The sequence below is a fragment of the Glaciimonas sp. PAMC28666 genome, assembly GCF_016917355.1.
GTDB lineage: Bacteria > Pseudomonadota > Gammaproteobacteria > Burkholderiales > Burkholderiaceae_D > Glaciimonas.
Map to the genome: position 1 here is coordinate 1,320,959 of NZ_CP070304.1, position 16,395 is coordinate 1,337,353.

Below are 16,395 nucleotides of genomic sequence, written 5' to 3' on the forward strand. Positions count from 1 at the left end.
CAACAAATAATTCGTATAGTTCCGAAAACCAATATATGATGATGTCCGCAGTGATGTTTTCAAATTGATATGTTGTGCGAAAACAACGAAGCAAGAAAAACGTGGTGCTAGCTTTTGCCATACTTAGCTACCATTAGCAGCCTGTGGCAGAATGATGGCTAGTGCCTTGCATGTAGCCAATTTCACATGTAACAGCTCGAACCACGTGGTATTATCCAATTTTTGATGTCGTATATTAGTTGCGCAGTTAATCTGCGGATATCTCAACCGAGAGGAGAAACATGAATAAATTAGCAAAACTCGTCTTCGCTGCGTCCGCAGTCGTCGCACTGACTGCCTCAGCGCAGGAAATTAAAGATATCCAAGCTAAAACTCCAACGAGTGCTTACGTGCAAGACGCACGCGGCACGATCGTTCGTGATCCGTACGGCCTATGCTGGCATACCGGCTACTGGACACCAGCTGATTCAGTACCAGGTTGCGATGGTGAATTAGCACAAGCTGCGCCAGTTCCAGCTCCTGCTCCTGCACCTGCTCCAGTTGCTGTCGCCCCAACATCACAAAAAGTTACTTTCGCTGCTGATGCATTCTTTGACTTCGACAAAGCTGTACTGAAGCCAGAAGGCAAAGCAAAGCTTGATGATTTGACTTCAAAACTGGGTGAATTGAACCTGGAAGTCATCATTGCTGTCGGTCACACTGACTCTATCGGTTCGGTTGCTTACAACCAGAAACTGTCGATCCGTCGTGCTGAAGCTGTTAAAGCATATTTGGTTCATAAAGGTATTGAATCAAACCGTGTTTACACCGAAGGTAAAGGCAAGTCACAACCGGTCGCTGATAACAAGACCGCTGCTGGCCGCGCTAAAAACCGTCGCGTTGAAATCGAAGTCGTTGGTACATCCAAGTAATCGATTTAGACTCGATCAAAAACCCTGCTTCGGCGGGGTTTTTTTACGTCCGCTTTTTACCTCGCACTCTCTATATTTCCATTTAGCCGCGCGAATGCCCATGTCCCGTGACGCTTCGTAATTTCAAAGTTTCGATTACTGATTACTGACCTTTTATATGCTTTGCCGTCGTTATTGCCCTCTGGCATCGCTCAACTTAAACACAGCGATCGGCTTTGCGAAATGTCGATTGATGCTGCATAGATATTTACCCTCCCGCCACGTCCCGTCGCCTGATGTTTCCACTAACAAACTTTGGAAATCCGGACTTACGCGCCCCAAACCAACTCCGCAAACCGTCCGTTTCAGCTATCATAATGAATATGAACGTTGACCAATCAGAAGTCCAAAAATTCAGTGATCTTGCCCACCGATGGTGGGACCCGGATGCTGAATTCCGTCCGCTGCATGAAATTAACCCACTTCGTCTGGAATGGATTAATGCGCGCGCCGCCCTTGCCGGGAAAAAAGTCCTGGATATTGGCTGCGGTGGTGGCATCCTCGCAGAGTCGATGGCAAAGAAAGGCGCTTTCGTCACCGGGATCGATTTGTCGGAGAAAGCCCTCAAAGTTGCTGACCTCCACGGTTTGGAATCCGGCGTTCAAGTACATTACGAAAAAATTGCCGCCGAAGACCTGGCTGAACGCGAAGCGGGCCAGTTTGATACAGTGACTTGCATGGAAATGCTGGAGCACGTGCCCGATCCTGCCTCCATTGTTCGTGCTTGCGCCACTTTGGTGAAACCGGGAGGGAAAGTTTTTTTCTCCACGTTGAATCGAAACCCGAAGTCGTATTTATTCGCCATCCTCGGTGCGGAATATTTGCTACGCATGCTGCCAAAGGGTACGCATGACTATGCAAAATTCATTACCCCTGCCGAGTTATCACAGTTTGCACGCAACGCCGGATTAACGGTCGATAGCTTAAAGGGCATGAGCTACAACCCGCTAACCCGCATCTACTCGCTCAATCAGGATATCAGCGTTAATTATTTGATTGCGTGTACGCGGACCGCAGAATGACATGGCCGACGCAATCGTCCTTCATTAGCCGCCTAATCTTTAATCGTCAATTCGTTCCTGCAATTTCCAAGAGCGGCCTGGTTTAATTAAGGTGCTCACCATCTAAAGGGTGGTGATCTCCTTTGCGCCGCCCATATCAACGTCTCGTCCACGATCCTCTCCAAAAAATGATATCTCTGCCAACACCACGCGCTATTCTGTTTGATCTCGACGGCACACTTGCCGATACTGCTCCCGATCTGGCAGCAGCGATGAACCGACTCCAACTTGAACGCGGCTTGACGACAACTCCCTATCACGCGTTGCGCCCTTTCGCCTCTGCTGGTGCACGCGGTTTAATTGGTGTCGCATTCGGTCTTAAACCCGGTGACGATGGCTATGAAGCGTTGCGCGTTGCATTTTTAGATAATTATGCTGCTTCCCTGGCAGAACAAAGCAGTCTGTTCGATGGTGTTTCGCTACTCCTGCAAGAGCTCGAACAGCGTGGTCTTGCATGGGGAGTTGTGACTAATAAAGCAACACGCTTTACCGATCTTTTAATTCCACAAATTGGATTGCAAGACGCTGGCTGTGTCATTTCCGGCGATACAACGGCGCACCCGAAACCGCATCCTGCACCTTTATTAGAAGCTGCACGACGCCTGAATCTGCAACCGCAAGAATGCTGGTATGTGGGAGATGATCTGCGCGATATACAAGCAGGCCGCGCTGCTGGAATGCCAACAGTGGCTGCCGCCTGGGGCTATTGCGGCCATGCCGAGCCGATCACGTGGGAAGCCGATGCACTTTCGACAACACCCCATGAATTAATGGCATTGATCCAGCGGTCATTGGCACAGTAACCGCCACGCATGCGAGCAATATGCGCCATGCGAGTCATGCAATCTGCCTGCCCGGAGAACTGCATCCAACTCGGTCACATCAAAATAGTTTAATCACGCTCGATACCCGCTAAGCGCGTTAGCTATTCTGCTTCGTGCTATCGGCCGGACGCGCTAAATCATCGCAATTTCATCGGTACAGAAGCTCTATCCTGACAACTTCGGGATAGTTTTTGGTTGCCTTTTATCCAATTCCAAGCCGCGTGTCCCGTCCATGTTTGCGCTAAGGCTATGGCAAACAAACCCCTCAAGCAGTATATTGATAGTCGTTGCCCAGTAAGGAATTCTCTATGACAAATTCGACTCGTCCCATTTGGCTTCGCCGAACGTTACGCTGGACAGGTTTTACTGTTGCCGGACTGGTGATTTTAGCAGCCCTCAGCTGGATTGCTGTACCCCTCACAAAACACCTGGCAGAACAACAAATCGAACAACAACTCGGCCGGAAGGCCACGATCGGAAAGATAAGCTTCAATCCGTTCACGCTAACGCTCGGCGCCTCCGACTTCACCCTTTACGAAGTCGACAAAACAACTCCCGCCTTTGCCGCCAAAAACCTATTGGTCGACGCCTCGATCACCTCGATTTTTCGATTAGCACCGGTACTGCAGGAGGTGACGTTATCGAGTCCGAATGTGCACATTATTCGCACCAGTGCCGAAGGCATCGGACGTTATAATTTTTCTGACATCATTGACCGCATTCTGGCCAAACCCAAGACCGAAGGCGAAACGCATTTTTCAGTAGCCAATATACGGCTGGAAAACGGCACCATCATCTTCGATGACAAAGTCACCGCCAAGCATGTCAGTATCACTGCACTCAACATTGGCTTGCCTTACATCTCCAATTTCAAAAGCGCCGTGAATGTCTTCGTGCAGCCAAGCCTGTCCATGAAAGTAAACGGCTCGCCGTTCGCACTCAAAGGTCGCTCGAAACCGTTCGCCAGCAGTCTCGACACCACGCTCGCGATAGACATCGATCAACTCGACGTCGCCAGTTATGTCGCCTTCTCGCCGGTACCGCTACCACTGACGATACAAAGTAGTAAGCTCTCCACCAATCTCGATCTCACGTTCGTTCGCGCCAAGGACAAACCCGAAATTAATCTTTCTGGTGACATCAAACTCAGTGATGTTGCGCTCGCCGACAAACACGCGGCACCGCTGTTTAAAGCACAGACCATCGACGCACATATCAATAAGTTTGACGTCCTCACCACCAGCACCGCGATCGGAAAAATTAATATTCAAGCGCCCGAAGTATGGGCTGCAATGGATGCAGACGGCGCTCTGAACTGGGCAGCATTGGCAGCGAATAAACAATCTGCCGGAAACGCGCCCGCCACCGCCAAAGCCGCGTTAAAAGTGGACACATCAGCGTCGTCAGCGCCACCAGCGCCGCAATTTTCATTAGATCAATTCAACATTCATGATGGCACCATCAATTGGGCTGACGCTGCAAATGCTTCCCCGCCGTTCAGCACCCAGTTAAAAAATCTCACCGTCGATGTCAAAAACCTTTCGCTGGCCGCAGATGCAAAGCCTGCGACCATTTCAGTATCGACCGGCGTGGCCGCATCGCAAGAAATAAAATTCAAAGGACAGGCCACGCCCGCAACCGCATCAGTCACCGGTGAAGCAAGTATCGATGCACTTCCACTGGCGCAATATCAACCGTATCTGAACAGTGCATTGGCAGCAAATCTGTCTGGACAGTTATCACTCAAAACAACTGTGGCAATCAGCGGCGCAAAGGTGGCGCTAACCCAATTGAACGCCGAGGTTGGCGACGTTAAGCTTGCCGCTAAATCGAGCGCGAACGGTAGCGTTCAAGTTAAAACAATCAAGCTCGAAGACGCAACAGTTGACACGGAGGCCCGCACTTTCAATGCCACCGCGTTTACCGTTGCCGGCATACAGGCCGACGTACGCCGTGACGCGAAGGGAAATATCAATCTTCAGCAATTCATCAAAACTGCTGGCACATCCTCCAAATCAGCCAAAGTAAAACCAACGCCTGCCAAACCATCAGGTCCGGAATGGGTAATCAACCTCAATAGCGTCGCGGTCACTGACAGCGCGCTGCTGTATAGCGACAAATCGGTGACGCCACCCGTTAATTTGCGTGCCGACGCACTGAATGTAAAAGTGAGTAACGTATCCAGCAAGAGCGACAAAACAGTCACCATCGCGTTACAAACGAGACTCAACAAAAGCGGAAAACTTTCCGTGAATGGCAGCGCTGCACCACAGTTTAAGACGCTGGATCTGGCGATTGATGGACAAAGCCTGCCGATTCCCGCGCTCCAACCTTATTTTGCCCAATTTCTCAATGTCACTTTATCGAGTGGTCAGGCGAACGCCAAAGGCAAACTGCAGCTGACGCCACCTTTAGGAAAAAATCCGCTGATTGCCCGCTATAACGGGATGCTGCGCTTAACCAATTTCAGCGTGATCGACAAAGAAAACGGTGCCGATTTTTTGAAATGGAAATCACTCGATGTTAGCGGCATTGACGCCAACATCGACGGCGCGCATCAAAACATCAGTCTAGGTAAAGTCGCCCTTGACGATTTTTATGCACGCGCTATTTTATCGCCCGAGGGCAGATTAAATTTTCAGGATATCGTCGTCTCGAAAGCGGGTAAAACCTCCGTCGTCACCGAAGCCGCCACCGCCTCCGGCCCAAAAAAATCCGACGGTTCCGCAGCGGAAATAAGCCCAGCGAATACGCCGCTAGCGAGCACCAACAATGCCGTTAAAGCAGATGGCACCGTAGCCCCAACCTTACCAGCACCAAAGGTAGACGAAAGTGCCCCAGTCATTCGGATTGGCCAAGTCGTCTTGAAAAACGGCAACGTCAATTTTACCGATAATTTCATCAAGCCAAACTACACCGCCAATATGACCGGCATGACCGGAAGCGTTGGCACCATTGCGTCCGACAAACCTGCACCAGCCGCAATTGATCTCAAAGGGAAGATCGACAATGATGCGCCGGTGGCCATTTCCGGATCGCTTAACCCACTCTTCAAACCAATGTTCCTCGATATCAAAGCCAGTGCGGATGGCGTTGAGCTTCCACGTCTGACGCCTTATGCAGCCAAATATGCCGGTTATGCCATCGTCAAAGGCAAGCTATCGATGGATGTCAATTACAAGGTGCAGGAACAACAACTCACGGCACAAAACCATGTCCGTATCGATCAGCTGACATTCGGTGACAAGATTGACAGCCCAAGCGCCACCAAACTACCAGTCCGTTTGGCTGTGGCATTGCTCAAAGATCGCAACGGTCAGATCGATATCAATTTACCGATTTCCGGCTCACTGTCAGATCCGCAATTCTCTGTCGGTGGCATTATATTGCGGGTTTTCGTCAACCTGATCGCCAAAGCAGTCACCTCTCCTTTTGCCCTGCTCAGCTCAGCATTTGGAGGTGGCGATGAACTCGGTTACGCAGAGTTCAAACCCGGCTCTGCGATGCTGACTGCGGCGACCAAGACCAAGCTTGATACATTGACCAAAGCATTAATGGATCGCCCAGCATTGAAGTTGGACATCATCGGACGGGTTGATCCGGCAACGGATGACGCCGGTCTGCGTCAAGAGCAACTGAACGACAAACTCAACGCATTAAAACAAAAGAGCACCGGTACTAAAGAGAAAGCCAATGATGACGCTGCCGCGGCAGATACAGCTTCTGCACCGGCTGCAGAACCAGGCATTGCTGCCGTCAGCGACGCGGATAAATCGCAGTACATGGAGAAAGTCTACAAAAGCGAAAAATTCGATAAGCCAAAAAATGTTATCGGATTCGCGAAGTCCATCCCAATGCCAGAAATGGAGAAATTAATTTTGACCAATACCAAAGTGACCCAGGACGACTTGCGGTCGTTAGCAGATCAACGTGCGCAAGCAGTAAGGGGTTATCTGGAAACCCAAGGTAAAATTCCTCTAGAAAGAATCTTCCTGATCGCACCGAAACTCAGCGCCGATGGCATCAAAGATAAAGGCGCGCCGAGTCGTGTGGATTTCGCGTTGAAGTGATGCCAGCAAAAAACCAAACGCCCCATGCGCAACGATAAAGTTGTTCGTGAGGCGTTCTTAAATCAACGACTGAAGCTGCATCGGGGAAGAGCAGGAGGGGCACCAATAGCAGGAATAGTAGACAGGAGAATCCGCCTAAGTGCGCGCTTGTGTCGCAACCCGCCGCAAGTAAAAATAATGCACGATATCAGCCCGGTATGCATCGGCCGCTTTGCTCGCGCAATCAATATCCTAGCGTTCGGTCGCCTCAACCACAGCGCCTTTACCCGGCAACAATTGCGCGTGCACATTTTTAACATCGCCAGCCTTCAGGCTCAATACCAATTGATGGCGTTCGCCGGGCACAATCGTGCAACTGCTGCGACCGTCCGATTCATCCACCGCCACCACCTGATCTCCGGCGCGCAAAATAAAAGTTGCCTTTTGATCTGCGTCGAATTGATTGACCAGCTGCTTATTCAAATACACACCAATCATGCAACCGGGACTGGGATGCGTAGTGTCACGCGAGATGACCACAGTACCAAAGCCAATTTCCTCCGGCTTCGGAACCTCTACGTTTTGAATCGGCTTAGACGGTAACGGAGCGACCACCGCCACAGGGTCGCGCTGGACCTTAGTGACCTTCTCCGAGGGCCCGGAAGTCGATGATCCGCATCCGGTGATTGCAAAAGCAACCAATATAGAAAGTAAGTTGAGCTTCATTATTTACGATTTTATTAAGTACGTGAAGCGCGCTGGAACGCCAAGCCATTGCTCTGAGCACACGGAATAGTTTGCTGTAAACAAACGCAGAGAAGGATCGTGATTAAATCGTCCAATTTTACCAAAACTCGCCCCCTTATCCGCGCTCTGGATCATTTTTTCGAATAATCAAACGAATTGGTGGACGATTGTCCGACATATTTTCACGAAGGAAATAGTCAGTAGTGAGAAGGGATTTGAGGTTCACCCGTGCATTTACAGAAAGACGCCGAACTGCGCTACAATAGAGGCTGCTTGGGGGCGACCTGGTTTCGACAGGGGCTACAAAGCAGCGCAGGGCATACCGAGGGCTGGCTACCTCGTAAATACAACCAGAAAAACTATAACTGCAAACGATAACTCGTACGCACTAGCCGCTTAATAACCGGTTAGCTCTACACCATTTCGTCTCTGGGGTGGGCTGGTCAAACAGCAGTAGAGTCATTTACAGAGAATCGCTTTTAGTCGGGTTACTTGGCTAAAAGTTAAATTTAGGTAACTCGTCTGAACGAAGCGTGTGCGTCCGCGTCGGCCGGGCTAAATCAAATGACAGCACTAAGTATGTAGAACTGTCTGTAGAGGGCTTTTGGACGCGGGTTCGATTCCCGCCGCCTCCACCATTATTCGTTTTTGAGCACTCGTCAAATAATCAATAAAAACCTAGTTTTTCTCTAAAAATCAATCCCATACGCCGGGGTTGATTTTTTTTTCGACGAGTGTTCCAAAGTGATCGGGTTTGGTCTGCGTTACGGGACAGAATTGCGACAAATCGAGAAATTAAAATTTGGTTTTTTTGAAATTCATATTAAACCGTTGAATTTCGAATTTTTACTCGCGCTCGCGGTCTGGAGCTGCAATGCATTCCGCCGTTCGGTCCGACTTGGTGTGGAAGACAAGGCGTGATAGACGATACCGGATGTCGCTAGACCGCAACCTGTTCAAAAACCATGGCTCCCTCAACAACTCTTTCCATGCTAGTTATTAGCATTTAATAATACTCACAACATATTAGGGATATACAATTACGTACACATATTGCATATTTCTAATATTGAATCTATTAGATATTTGTAATAAGATGCATTTATGATGCTCATCCTGACCTCCGCTGCCCAGCTATCTACTCACTTTAAGTCATTACGAAAAGCTAAAGGCTGGTCTCAAGCAGCCTTAGGCAATAAGCTCGGCATTGGACAAGCGCGCGTCGCACAAATAGAAGGCGAGCCGGGCTCAATTAGCGTCGATAAGCTTTTGCAAATTTTGCACTTGTTAGATGCAAAGTTAGGAATCGAAACAGACGTTAGGTCCGAGCGCGCAAACGATGTGATTGAAGCACTGAAGAAGCCCGAACGAGCAAAACGAGTGGCTGGCGAAGTTGCAGCGCACCAACGTCATCTAAAATTACAGCGCTATGAAGAGCTACTCAAGGTTGAGCAGGGGTCTGCTGACGTTAAAACAGGAACCCAATTTTCTTCTGACTTCGACTCATTGCGACCCGAAACGCGATTGACAAAGCAGGGACTATTGCCTCCTCGAAAGAGCCTTGATAAACCTCTTAAGCTTTCCGATACAAAGAAGAAGTGGTAACTAAACAATGGCGCAAGAACTTGCGGTTTGGATGAACGGACAATTGGTTGGCACCTGGTCAAAATCCCGTTTAGGAGTAAGCATCTTTGAGTATAAATCCTCATGGCTTGCATCCGAGTATGCGCGTCCACTGTCAATTTCCTTGCCTATTCCAATTGCCGGCGGCGAAATACGCGGCGAGGTCGTTCAAAACTATTTTGACAATCTTCTTCCGGATGCCCAGCACATTCGTCAACGCCTGCAAAAGAAATTCAAAACAAAAAATACGGACGCCTACTCACTACTTGAGGCAATAGGACGCGATTGTGTCGGGGCAGTCCAGCTTTTACCGCCAGGTGAAAACCCCGAAGGATTTGACAGAATTGACAGCCGCCCCTTATCAGAAGAAGACGTTTCTCAAATCTTAATCAACGCTTCTAGCGGGGCTATACCGGCCCAAGCTCCCGAGGACAATCCTTTTCGTATTTCGCTTGCCGGCGCACAAGAAAAGACGGCATTGCTTCGCTTGGGTGATGCGTGGCATCTTCCTCAAGGCGCCACGCCTACGTCTCATATCCTCAAATTACCTTTGGGCCTAATCGGAGGATACAAGGGGATGGACATGCGCACCTCTGTCGAAAACGAGTGGCTATGCGCACAACTACTCAACGCGATTGGATTTGACGTGGCGGCGACAGACATGTCGTTATTCCTAGGGCAAAAAGTCCTGGTAGTGGAACGCTTTGACCGTCGTTGGATGAATGATAATGCATGGCTCGCTCGCCTACCCCAAGAAGACTTCTGTCAGGTATTCGGACTCCCCAGTGCTAAAAAATATGAGGCCGACGGTGGTCCAGGCATCGTGAACATTCTTTCGACATTGGAGGCTAGCCAAAATCGGGAAGACGACCGTTTGCGCTTCTTGCTGGTCCAATTTGTATTCTGGCTTTTGGCAGCGCTAGACGGCCATGCGAAGAATTTTTCCATTGGGTTGCAACAGGGAGGTGGCTATATGCTGACCCCCTTTTACGACGTACTCTCTTTCTGGCCAGTCATCGGGAATGCGCCAAATAAACAGAGCAAATTCAAGGCTACAATGGCTATGGGCGTACGTGGAAAGAGCATGCACCGTAAGCTGGTAGAAATTCAGGCCCGACATTGGCAAGGGCTTGCCGAAAAATCCGGCCTGCCGGAAGCGTTTGAAACAATGATAAGAATTAGCTCCGAGGTGGGAAACATATTTGAAGCTGTCCGGCCGCAACTTCCTCCCGATTTTCCGATGAAGTTATGGGATGCCATTTATGCAGGTACGCTGGCACAAGCAAAATCGTTTCAGACGGGACTTCACGCCTCCGAACTCGGGGCATTTAGAAATTAATTGGAAATGGATGGTAAATCCAGCTACTCTTTACGCGTCGCTAGAAAATGGTCGGCATAAGAAAATAACCGGCGCGCCGGCAGATGAGGGTTTAAAGGTCATGCGACAACATCGAAAACCAGTCTGAAGCCCAGATGAATACTAAGGGTGGATGCGTTTTCGATTCGCACCGCCGCCACCAAGAATACAAAAGGTCATCCGTCGGGTGGCCTTTTTTGTTGGTGTTCGATATAACGGTGTCGGCCCTTAGCGCGGAACCGCCGCAAAGTGACGACAAAGTTACGTAAGATTTCGCTCGTGCGCCGAAAGGAGGCTATTTCAGGCTCCCTTCCTCGTATCCTCATGTCGCCGAAATCAAAGTTTAGCGACACATCTGTTTCACATGTCGTCGCTGACGACATATCCCACCTACTGCGACACCGCTTTTAAAGCGGCTTGCACCAAGAAGCCCTAGCGGGTCAGATGATGGGATTTCGCATACGCGTCGATGTCGTGCAGCAGACTTTCCGGTAATGAAATATTTAGACGCACCGGCCGCGTATTGATTTTGGAGCGGTCGATAGCGACCAGCATCCAAAAGCCGTCGACATAATTCGGCGTATCCTTCCATTTTTCGATCGAGGAAGCCTCGGGAATATGCGCCTCAACCTCATACATTGTTGCCGCAGAATCCTGCGCCATAGTAGGAAGTTCGTTTAGATCATCGGCTGCCGTAAAGACGCCGGGCAAATCCGGAAGGCGCGCACCATAAGCGCTACCGGCATCCTTCCATACATACATTGGGTATAACATTGTGGCCTCATTTCAAATCAGCGTGTCTCTAGATACTCTTGACCGTACCTAAAGGTAAATCACTGTTCATTTTTAAGATCAGTAGCGATGCAATTATGGTTTGATATCTCATATGGCTGATATCACAATGCGCTATCATTAAACACATGAAAGTAAACACTGAAAAATGTTGCTGGCGACACTCACCAAGCCAACCTTATTCGGCATTGTCTTTTCTGATGGAAGCGTTAATCATTGCGGTTGGAGGCGCAGTGCGCGAAAGCGAGGGATCTCGCGTTGTGTTTGAATTAAACGGCAAACGCCTTTATCCCCATCGTCCGCATCACGGTAAAGGCAAAGCGTTATCAAGTTGAAGAGCTCTGCGAATTACTCACTTCACGAGAAATGACACTATGAACAAATACTATGATTTATAACGGCTACACCGCTCGTATCGAGTTCGACCCACGCGACAATATTTTTGTGGGTCGTGTGTTGGGCATCGCCGACATTATCAGCTTTCATGGCGAAACCGTCGGAGAGTTGACTGCCGACTTTTATCAGGCAGTTAATCATTATTGCTGCCGATTGCAAGCCATAGGCCGCTCCCCCGAAAAGCCAGCGTCCGGTAAGCGCATGTTGCGCGTGCCGCCAGAAGTGCACGCTGCTGCGAGCATCGCCGCTCAAGCATCCGGCAGGAGCCTGAACCAATGGGCTAAGGAAGCATTTGCACGAAGAGCACACGCTTAATCCTGAAGAAGCTGGGAATGCACCTAGGAAAATTATGCCGAAACTTAAATCTGGGACCATCGTCCCCAATCCTGAAGAGGCCGCTGTGATTGATGTTGGCATCGCCGCTGATCGGGACAATCCAGAACTCACAAAAGAGTGGTTTGCCAAAGCCAGGCCAGCTAGCGAAATGTTGCCGCCTGAAATATATACAGAGTTAGTTGCCAAGCGTTGAACGGGCAACTGCTCTCTCAATTAGGCGACTTCAACCTCTTTCAGTTTCATTTGAGGGTGGAGGCCTGCGCGGGAAGCTAGTCTGACCAGCTTATCGAGGCTGAACTGATTAATTTTGCCATGCTTAATCTCGGAAACACGCGCCTGAGTAATGCCCAGCACAACAGCCGCGGCGCTTTGTATCATGCCGCAGCCGCGCAACCAATCATTAAGGCCCGTTAGCAGCACCGCGCGAATTTCTTATTCTGCAGCCTCGTCCTCGGAAAACAGATCATGGAACACGTTGCGCCCCTTAGGCGTAACGTGTTGGGCTTTATGTTCACTGATGGTCATCGTAACCTCTTGATTTCTTGAATCTGTCTTGTGCTAAACGGATATCCTGCCCATTTACGTTCCGCATGGATTAATTATTCCCCATAAAAAATTATGCGATATATGGCATAACATATGGGGCCATACGTGGTTTTTTTAGACGTGTTGCTCAAGCTTGAAACCGCTTTTGGCGGCTAACTTTAAACAAATGCCATACTCTGCACGTCCCTGATAAAGAGGGGACCGGGCTTGATGACTCGACTTACCTACGGTGTACAAACGGCGCAATGCCGCCCTTAACCTATGGAAGTCACAACATGCCTAACATCGTCACATCTCCCCATTTTTACCTGAGAATCCGCCAACCTTCTGCCCGCCGAAATTCTATTTTTGCAGCCAATCTTTTGATCTCGACTGTATCAAACTTAAATGCTCTGAAGATTGCGATAGCACTGTGCTGTTCGCCAATGGCCGATTTTTCCTTCGGCGTTACCGAGGAGATCAAATAATGCGTAAATCAAAAAAGACATCATCTACGCCAACTCCCGCACCAGAAGCATTTCACCAGCCATTCTCATGGCTACTTCCTCGCTATAAAACCGATGCAAACGCGCAGTTTTTTGCGCTGACAAAAGATGTCTGCCACGGCATTGAGACTTGTATTGATGTCGCCCATTTCAGCATGATGGATCGCGATACCGAAGAACTGCCGACGCTGGATATCAATGCCACGGAACGCTTGTTGCGTCTCGCATAGCGGTCGTCTCAAATGCTGGGGGCAATTGCTGCGGTGAACATTGATGGACTGAATGAACAGCATCCGGAAGAACCGACTTAGTTTAGATTAGGGCTGCTGCGCTTGCGGTAGTCGCCGCAATCTTTGATTGTCACGCTGCATCGGTGGGCGTCGCCCGGCGAGCGTCGCCCGACACAGATGCACCGCCTGCGAGGCCATGAGCGCGACTTCGCCAGCGCACACTGGATCGGGACCGCATCCAGTCTGTGGTGCCAGCATTTTTGCTATGATAGCGACTTTCCACTGGTGTGCTTTCGCTGTCTGCGTCGGTTAGCCCTACCAGTAGCACTTATTTATGGAGTAACATTTATGGCCTCATTACAAGAGCAGTTTTTAAAAGCCGGTCTTATCGACAAGAACAAGGCCAAACTGGCCCATCAGGACAAGAGCAAGCAGCAGAAGGTCGAGCGCCGGACTGGCACGCAGAGTGTTAATGAAACGCGGGTGGCTGCGCAAGATGCGCAACGCAAGAATGCCGACCGGGCGCGTGAACTCAATGCACAGCGCGATGCGGCCGCTGCTCAAAAGGAGATCGCGGCGCAGATTGCGCAGATGGTCCTGAAAAATCGCCAAAGCAAGGGTGCGGGTGATATCGCCTACAATTTTAATAACGGGGGCAAGATCGAGCGGTTATATGTGTCTGCCGCAGTCCAGGCGCATCTGATGGCTGGCCGTTTGGTCATCGTCTGCCAGGGCGGCACCCCAGAACTATTGCCCCGGATCATCGCTGACAAGATCGCCGAGCGCGATGCCTCGATTGTGGTGCGGGTAAACAAAACCAGCACCGAGATCGATGCAGATGATCCTTATGCTGCCTTCCAGATCCCCGATGATTTGATGTGGTAACCGGCTTGTGATTTGAAGCAATCCTGGTTTAGCCAGATGAACTTTATGTCAATAGTTATTAAACTTCGGCCCGGACCAACCATCCGGGCATCTCACAAGAGAGCCTTCAAGGCGCAGATTGGCTAGCGATACCCCGCGCCATGTCGCGGCTATTTGTCTCTTTGTCTCTTTGTCTATTAATTACGACAAGAGTCTTCATTCTCCCCGTTATATAAAAATCAACCTATCTATACCGCCAGATTTAGGCGATCATAGATAAAAATATAATTATTCCTAACAGTAGTCCGTCCACGCGTGCCCGAAGTGCGCCTCTGAGTTGCGGTCGTTGTATTTGCGACATTCTTTGCTGCAAATAACTCACATACGGAGGTTAACCATCATGTTCACAGGGCTCACAGCTGCATTGCCGTTAGTTCCCTTTGATCGCGTAGACTCTTCACCAGCGATGCGCACAGCCAGTTTAAGTCAACGCAAAATTGCATTGCGGATATGTGTGGCTTTGGGTGTCATAACCTTGCTATTGCTGCCATTTGCGCAGGAGAAATGGCCGAAAATCCCCGCGTTTCTGGCGATTTATCAAACCACTGTCATCGGAACGTATCTCATCACCGCCTATCAAATGTACGGTCATTACAAAGCCACCCGCTCGGTTGCTTTACTGCACCTTAGCGCTGGTTGTCTGTATACAGCGATCGTATTGGTATTACAGTTTTTTTCGTTTCCCGGCATATTTATTGAAGACCGCGTGTTGTTCGGCGGTGCGCAAACCAGTACCTGGCTATGGTTGTTCTGGCACGGTGGACCTGCGGTCGGCATCCTCATTTTTGCGTGGAGCGAATTGCACCATCCCAACCAGATCACACTGAATCATCAGCAATCTCTGCGACGCACCGCTATTGTGCTGATCGGGTCCGTGGTTATGACCGCTGCGATGGCCACCGTACTTCGCCCTTTTCTTCCTACTTTGGATTCTAACGGCGACTATAGCGGCATTACCAGCACGGGCATCGCTCCGAGCCTGCAAATTTTAATTGTGTTGTCACTGTTTTTTTTGTGGCGAGCCAGTCGGTTCCGTAATGTCTTGCACGTCTGGCTTGGGATCGCTTTAATCGCTCTTTTATGTGATAACGCGATCACCATGGCGGGCGGTAGCCGCCTCTCTCTGGGTTGGTATGCTGGTCGTTTCAGCGGGTTGATTTCTTCATCGGTGATGATGTTGGTGTATCTGAAGGAAATTAACCGTTCACATCAGCAAAGTATGCTGATCGTCGACAAACTTGATGCCGAACGTACCCTCGCCGAAATAGAACTGCAACGATCCTATACGCAGTTGCGTCAACTGTCGGACCATCAAGAGAAGGTGAAGGAAGACGAACGTAAACGTATCGCACGAGAAATTCATGATGAATTGGGCGGCTTGCTGACGGGTATTAAAGCGAATGTGTCCGTCTCGATAGATCGCTCTATGTTGGCGGGTAATCCGTCTGACCCATTGTTGGACGAAGCGGCAACCCAGGCCGATACGGCCATTGAAACCGTGCGGCGGGTTATTGCCGATCTGCGTCCTAGCGTGCTGGATCACCTTGGGGTGTGGGCCGCGCTGGACTGGTATGCAAATCAGATCCAAGAGCGCACGGGTCTGTTATGTCGATGTCACATCGAGCAGGACGCCATGGATGTCGAACTTGATCCAGAACGTAGCACCATGCTGTTTAGAGTCGTGCAGGAATCGTTGACTAATGTGGTGCGTCACGCAGCGGCCTCGAAGGTAACAATAGAGGTGCAGCGCAAGGACGATGCTATCGTTGTCGAAGTCCGCGACAATGGAAAAGGCATCAATACCCATCAATTGCTGGGCGGCGACGCCTGGGGCATTTTGGGGATGCATGAGCGCACACGCCAGTTTGGGGGGAAGCTTAAAATTTCTGGCACCTCAGTCGCCGGAACGGCGGTGATTCTGCAGTTACCGTTACAGCTGCCGTTGGCATAAAGTGCGCGCTCCAAAGACCGCCTTGACCTGATCCTGCATGGCTGAACCTAAAACGTTGCCAGCTCAATGGGCAGATCAATGGGCAGATTAAGGCGGGCTCGCCAAGACTTAAACGAAGCCCCTC

16 protein-coding genes and 1 other RNA gene are annotated in these 16,395 nt (G+C 50.0%); 13 read left to right on the forward strand and 4 right to left on the reverse strand.

Going from position 1 to position 16,395, the window contains the following annotated elements:
- Positions 1-281 precede the first annotated feature (281 nt).
- The 4 genes from ompA to JQN73_RS05540 all read left to right on the forward strand — a co-directional run bounded on the left by ompA (position 282) and on the right by JQN73_RS05540 (position 6,905).
- Positions 282-911, forward strand: a complete 630-nt coding sequence (gene ompA, locus JQN73_RS05525) for an outer membrane protein OmpA (RefSeq protein WP_205322117.1) — start codon at positions 282-284, stop codon at positions 909-911.
- A gap of 362 nt (positions 912-1,273) precedes the next feature.
- Positions 1,274-1,972: a bifunctional 2-polyprenyl-6-hydroxyphenol methylase/3-demethylubiquinol 3-O-methyltransferase UbiG gene (gene ubiG / locus JQN73_RS05530; protein WP_205322118.1), complete on the forward strand. Its 699-nt coding sequence runs from the start codon at positions 1,274-1,276 to the stop codon at positions 1,970-1,972.
- A 170-nt stretch (positions 1,973-2,142) separates the two neighbouring features.
- On the forward strand, positions 2,143-2,814 hold the full coding sequence (locus JQN73_RS05535; protein ID WP_205323203.1) for an HAD family hydrolase: 672 nt from the start codon (positions 2,143-2,145) through the stop codon (positions 2,812-2,814).
- A gap of 329 nt (positions 2,815-3,143) precedes the next feature.
- The gene (locus JQN73_RS05540; RefSeq protein WP_205322119.1) at positions 3,144-6,905 is read left to right on the forward strand and encodes a DUF748 domain-containing protein; all 3,762 of its coding nucleotides are present in this window, start codon (positions 3,144-3,146) and stop codon (positions 6,903-6,905) included.
- Between the two features lie 231 nt (positions 6,906-7,136).
- Here JQN73_RS05540 and JQN73_RS05545 read toward each other — a convergent pair whose 3' ends face one another.
- Positions 7,137-7,610: a hypothetical protein gene (locus JQN73_RS05545; protein WP_205322120.1), complete on the reverse strand. Its 474-nt coding sequence runs from the start codon at positions 7,608-7,610 to the stop codon at positions 7,137-7,139.
- A 296-nt stretch (positions 7,611-7,906) separates the two neighbouring features.
- On the opposite strand from JQN73_RS05545, the gene ssrA reads away from it, so the two are divergent.
- The 3 genes from ssrA (at position 7,907) to JQN73_RS05560 (ending at position 10,593) form a co-directional block, all read left to right on the forward strand.
- Positions 7,907-8,269: a transfer-messenger RNA gene (ssrA, locus tag JQN73_RS05550) on the forward strand.
- A 466-nt stretch (positions 8,270-8,735) separates the two neighbouring features.
- Positions 8,736-9,236 (forward strand): helix-turn-helix domain-containing protein, encoded by a 501-nt coding sequence (locus JQN73_RS05555; RefSeq protein WP_205322121.1) that lies wholly within the window; start codon positions 8,736-8,738, stop codon positions 9,234-9,236.
- 7 nt (positions 9,237-9,243) lie between these two features.
- A complete protein-coding gene (locus JQN73_RS05560) occupies positions 9,244-10,593 on the forward strand; it encodes a type II toxin-antitoxin system HipA family toxin (RefSeq protein WP_205322122.1) in 1,350 nt (449 codons plus the stop codon).
- A 450-nt stretch (positions 10,594-11,043) separates the two neighbouring features.
- Here JQN73_RS05560 and JQN73_RS05565 read toward each other — a convergent pair whose 3' ends face one another.
- Positions 11,044-11,385 carry a type II toxin-antitoxin system HicB family antitoxin gene (locus tag JQN73_RS05565; RefSeq protein ID WP_205322123.1) on the reverse strand — a complete coding sequence of 114 codons (342 nt, stop codon included), beginning with the start codon at positions 11,383-11,385 and terminating at the stop codon, positions 11,044-11,046.
- Between the two features lie 405 nt (positions 11,386-11,790).
- Here JQN73_RS05565 and JQN73_RS05570 point away from each other — a divergent pair, with 405 nt between their 5' ends.
- Together JQN73_RS05570 and JQN73_RS05575 are read left to right on the forward strand one after the other, a co-directional pair.
- A complete protein-coding gene (locus JQN73_RS05570; RefSeq protein ID WP_205322124.1) occupies positions 11,791-12,114 on the forward strand; it encodes a type II toxin-antitoxin system HicB family antitoxin in 324 nt (107 codons plus the stop codon).
- A 34-nt stretch (positions 12,115-12,148) separates the two neighbouring features.
- A complete protein-coding gene (locus JQN73_RS05575; RefSeq protein WP_205322125.1) occupies positions 12,149-12,328 on the forward strand; it encodes a hypothetical protein in 180 nt (59 codons plus the stop codon).
- 20 nt (positions 12,329-12,348) lie between these two features.
- On the opposite strand, the gene JQN73_RS05580 is transcribed toward JQN73_RS05575, so the two are convergent.
- Positions 12,349-12,555, reverse strand: coding sequence for a helix-turn-helix domain-containing protein (locus JQN73_RS05580; RefSeq protein WP_205322126.1), 207 nt, complete (start codon positions 12,553-12,555; stop codon positions 12,349-12,351).
- 401 nt (positions 12,556-12,956) lie between these two features.
- On the opposite strand from JQN73_RS05580, the gene JQN73_RS05585 reads away from it, so the two are divergent.
- On the forward strand, positions 12,957-13,148 hold the full coding sequence (locus tag JQN73_RS05585; protein WP_205322127.1) for a hypothetical protein: 192 nt from the start codon (positions 12,957-12,959) through the stop codon (positions 13,146-13,148).
- Positions 13,148-13,396 carry a hypothetical protein gene (locus tag JQN73_RS05590; RefSeq protein ID WP_205322128.1) on the forward strand — a complete coding sequence of 83 codons (249 nt, stop codon included), beginning with the start codon at positions 13,148-13,150 and terminating at the stop codon, positions 13,394-13,396. Before JQN73_RS05585 ends, JQN73_RS05590 begins: the two co-directional genes overlap by 1 nt.
- An 87-nt stretch (positions 13,397-13,483) precedes the next feature.
- Here JQN73_RS05590 and JQN73_RS05595 read toward each other — a convergent pair whose 3' ends face one another.
- Positions 13,484-13,654, reverse strand: coding sequence for a hypothetical protein (locus JQN73_RS05595; protein ID WP_205322129.1), 171 nt, complete (start codon positions 13,652-13,654; stop codon positions 13,484-13,486).
- 90 nt (positions 13,655-13,744) lie between these two features.
- Between JQN73_RS05595 and JQN73_RS05600 the strand changes: the two genes are divergently transcribed.
- Together JQN73_RS05600 and JQN73_RS05605 are read left to right on the forward strand one after the other, a co-directional pair.
- Positions 13,745-14,281, forward strand: coding sequence for a DUF2058 domain-containing protein (locus tag JQN73_RS05600; RefSeq protein ID WP_205322130.1), 537 nt, complete (start codon positions 13,745-13,747; stop codon positions 14,279-14,281).
- Between the two features lie 379 nt (positions 14,282-14,660).
- Entirely contained in the window at positions 14,661-16,271 is a 1,611-nt protein-coding gene (locus JQN73_RS05605; protein ID WP_205322131.1) for a sensor histidine kinase, read from the forward strand.
- Positions 16,272-16,395 lie beyond the last annotated feature (124 nt).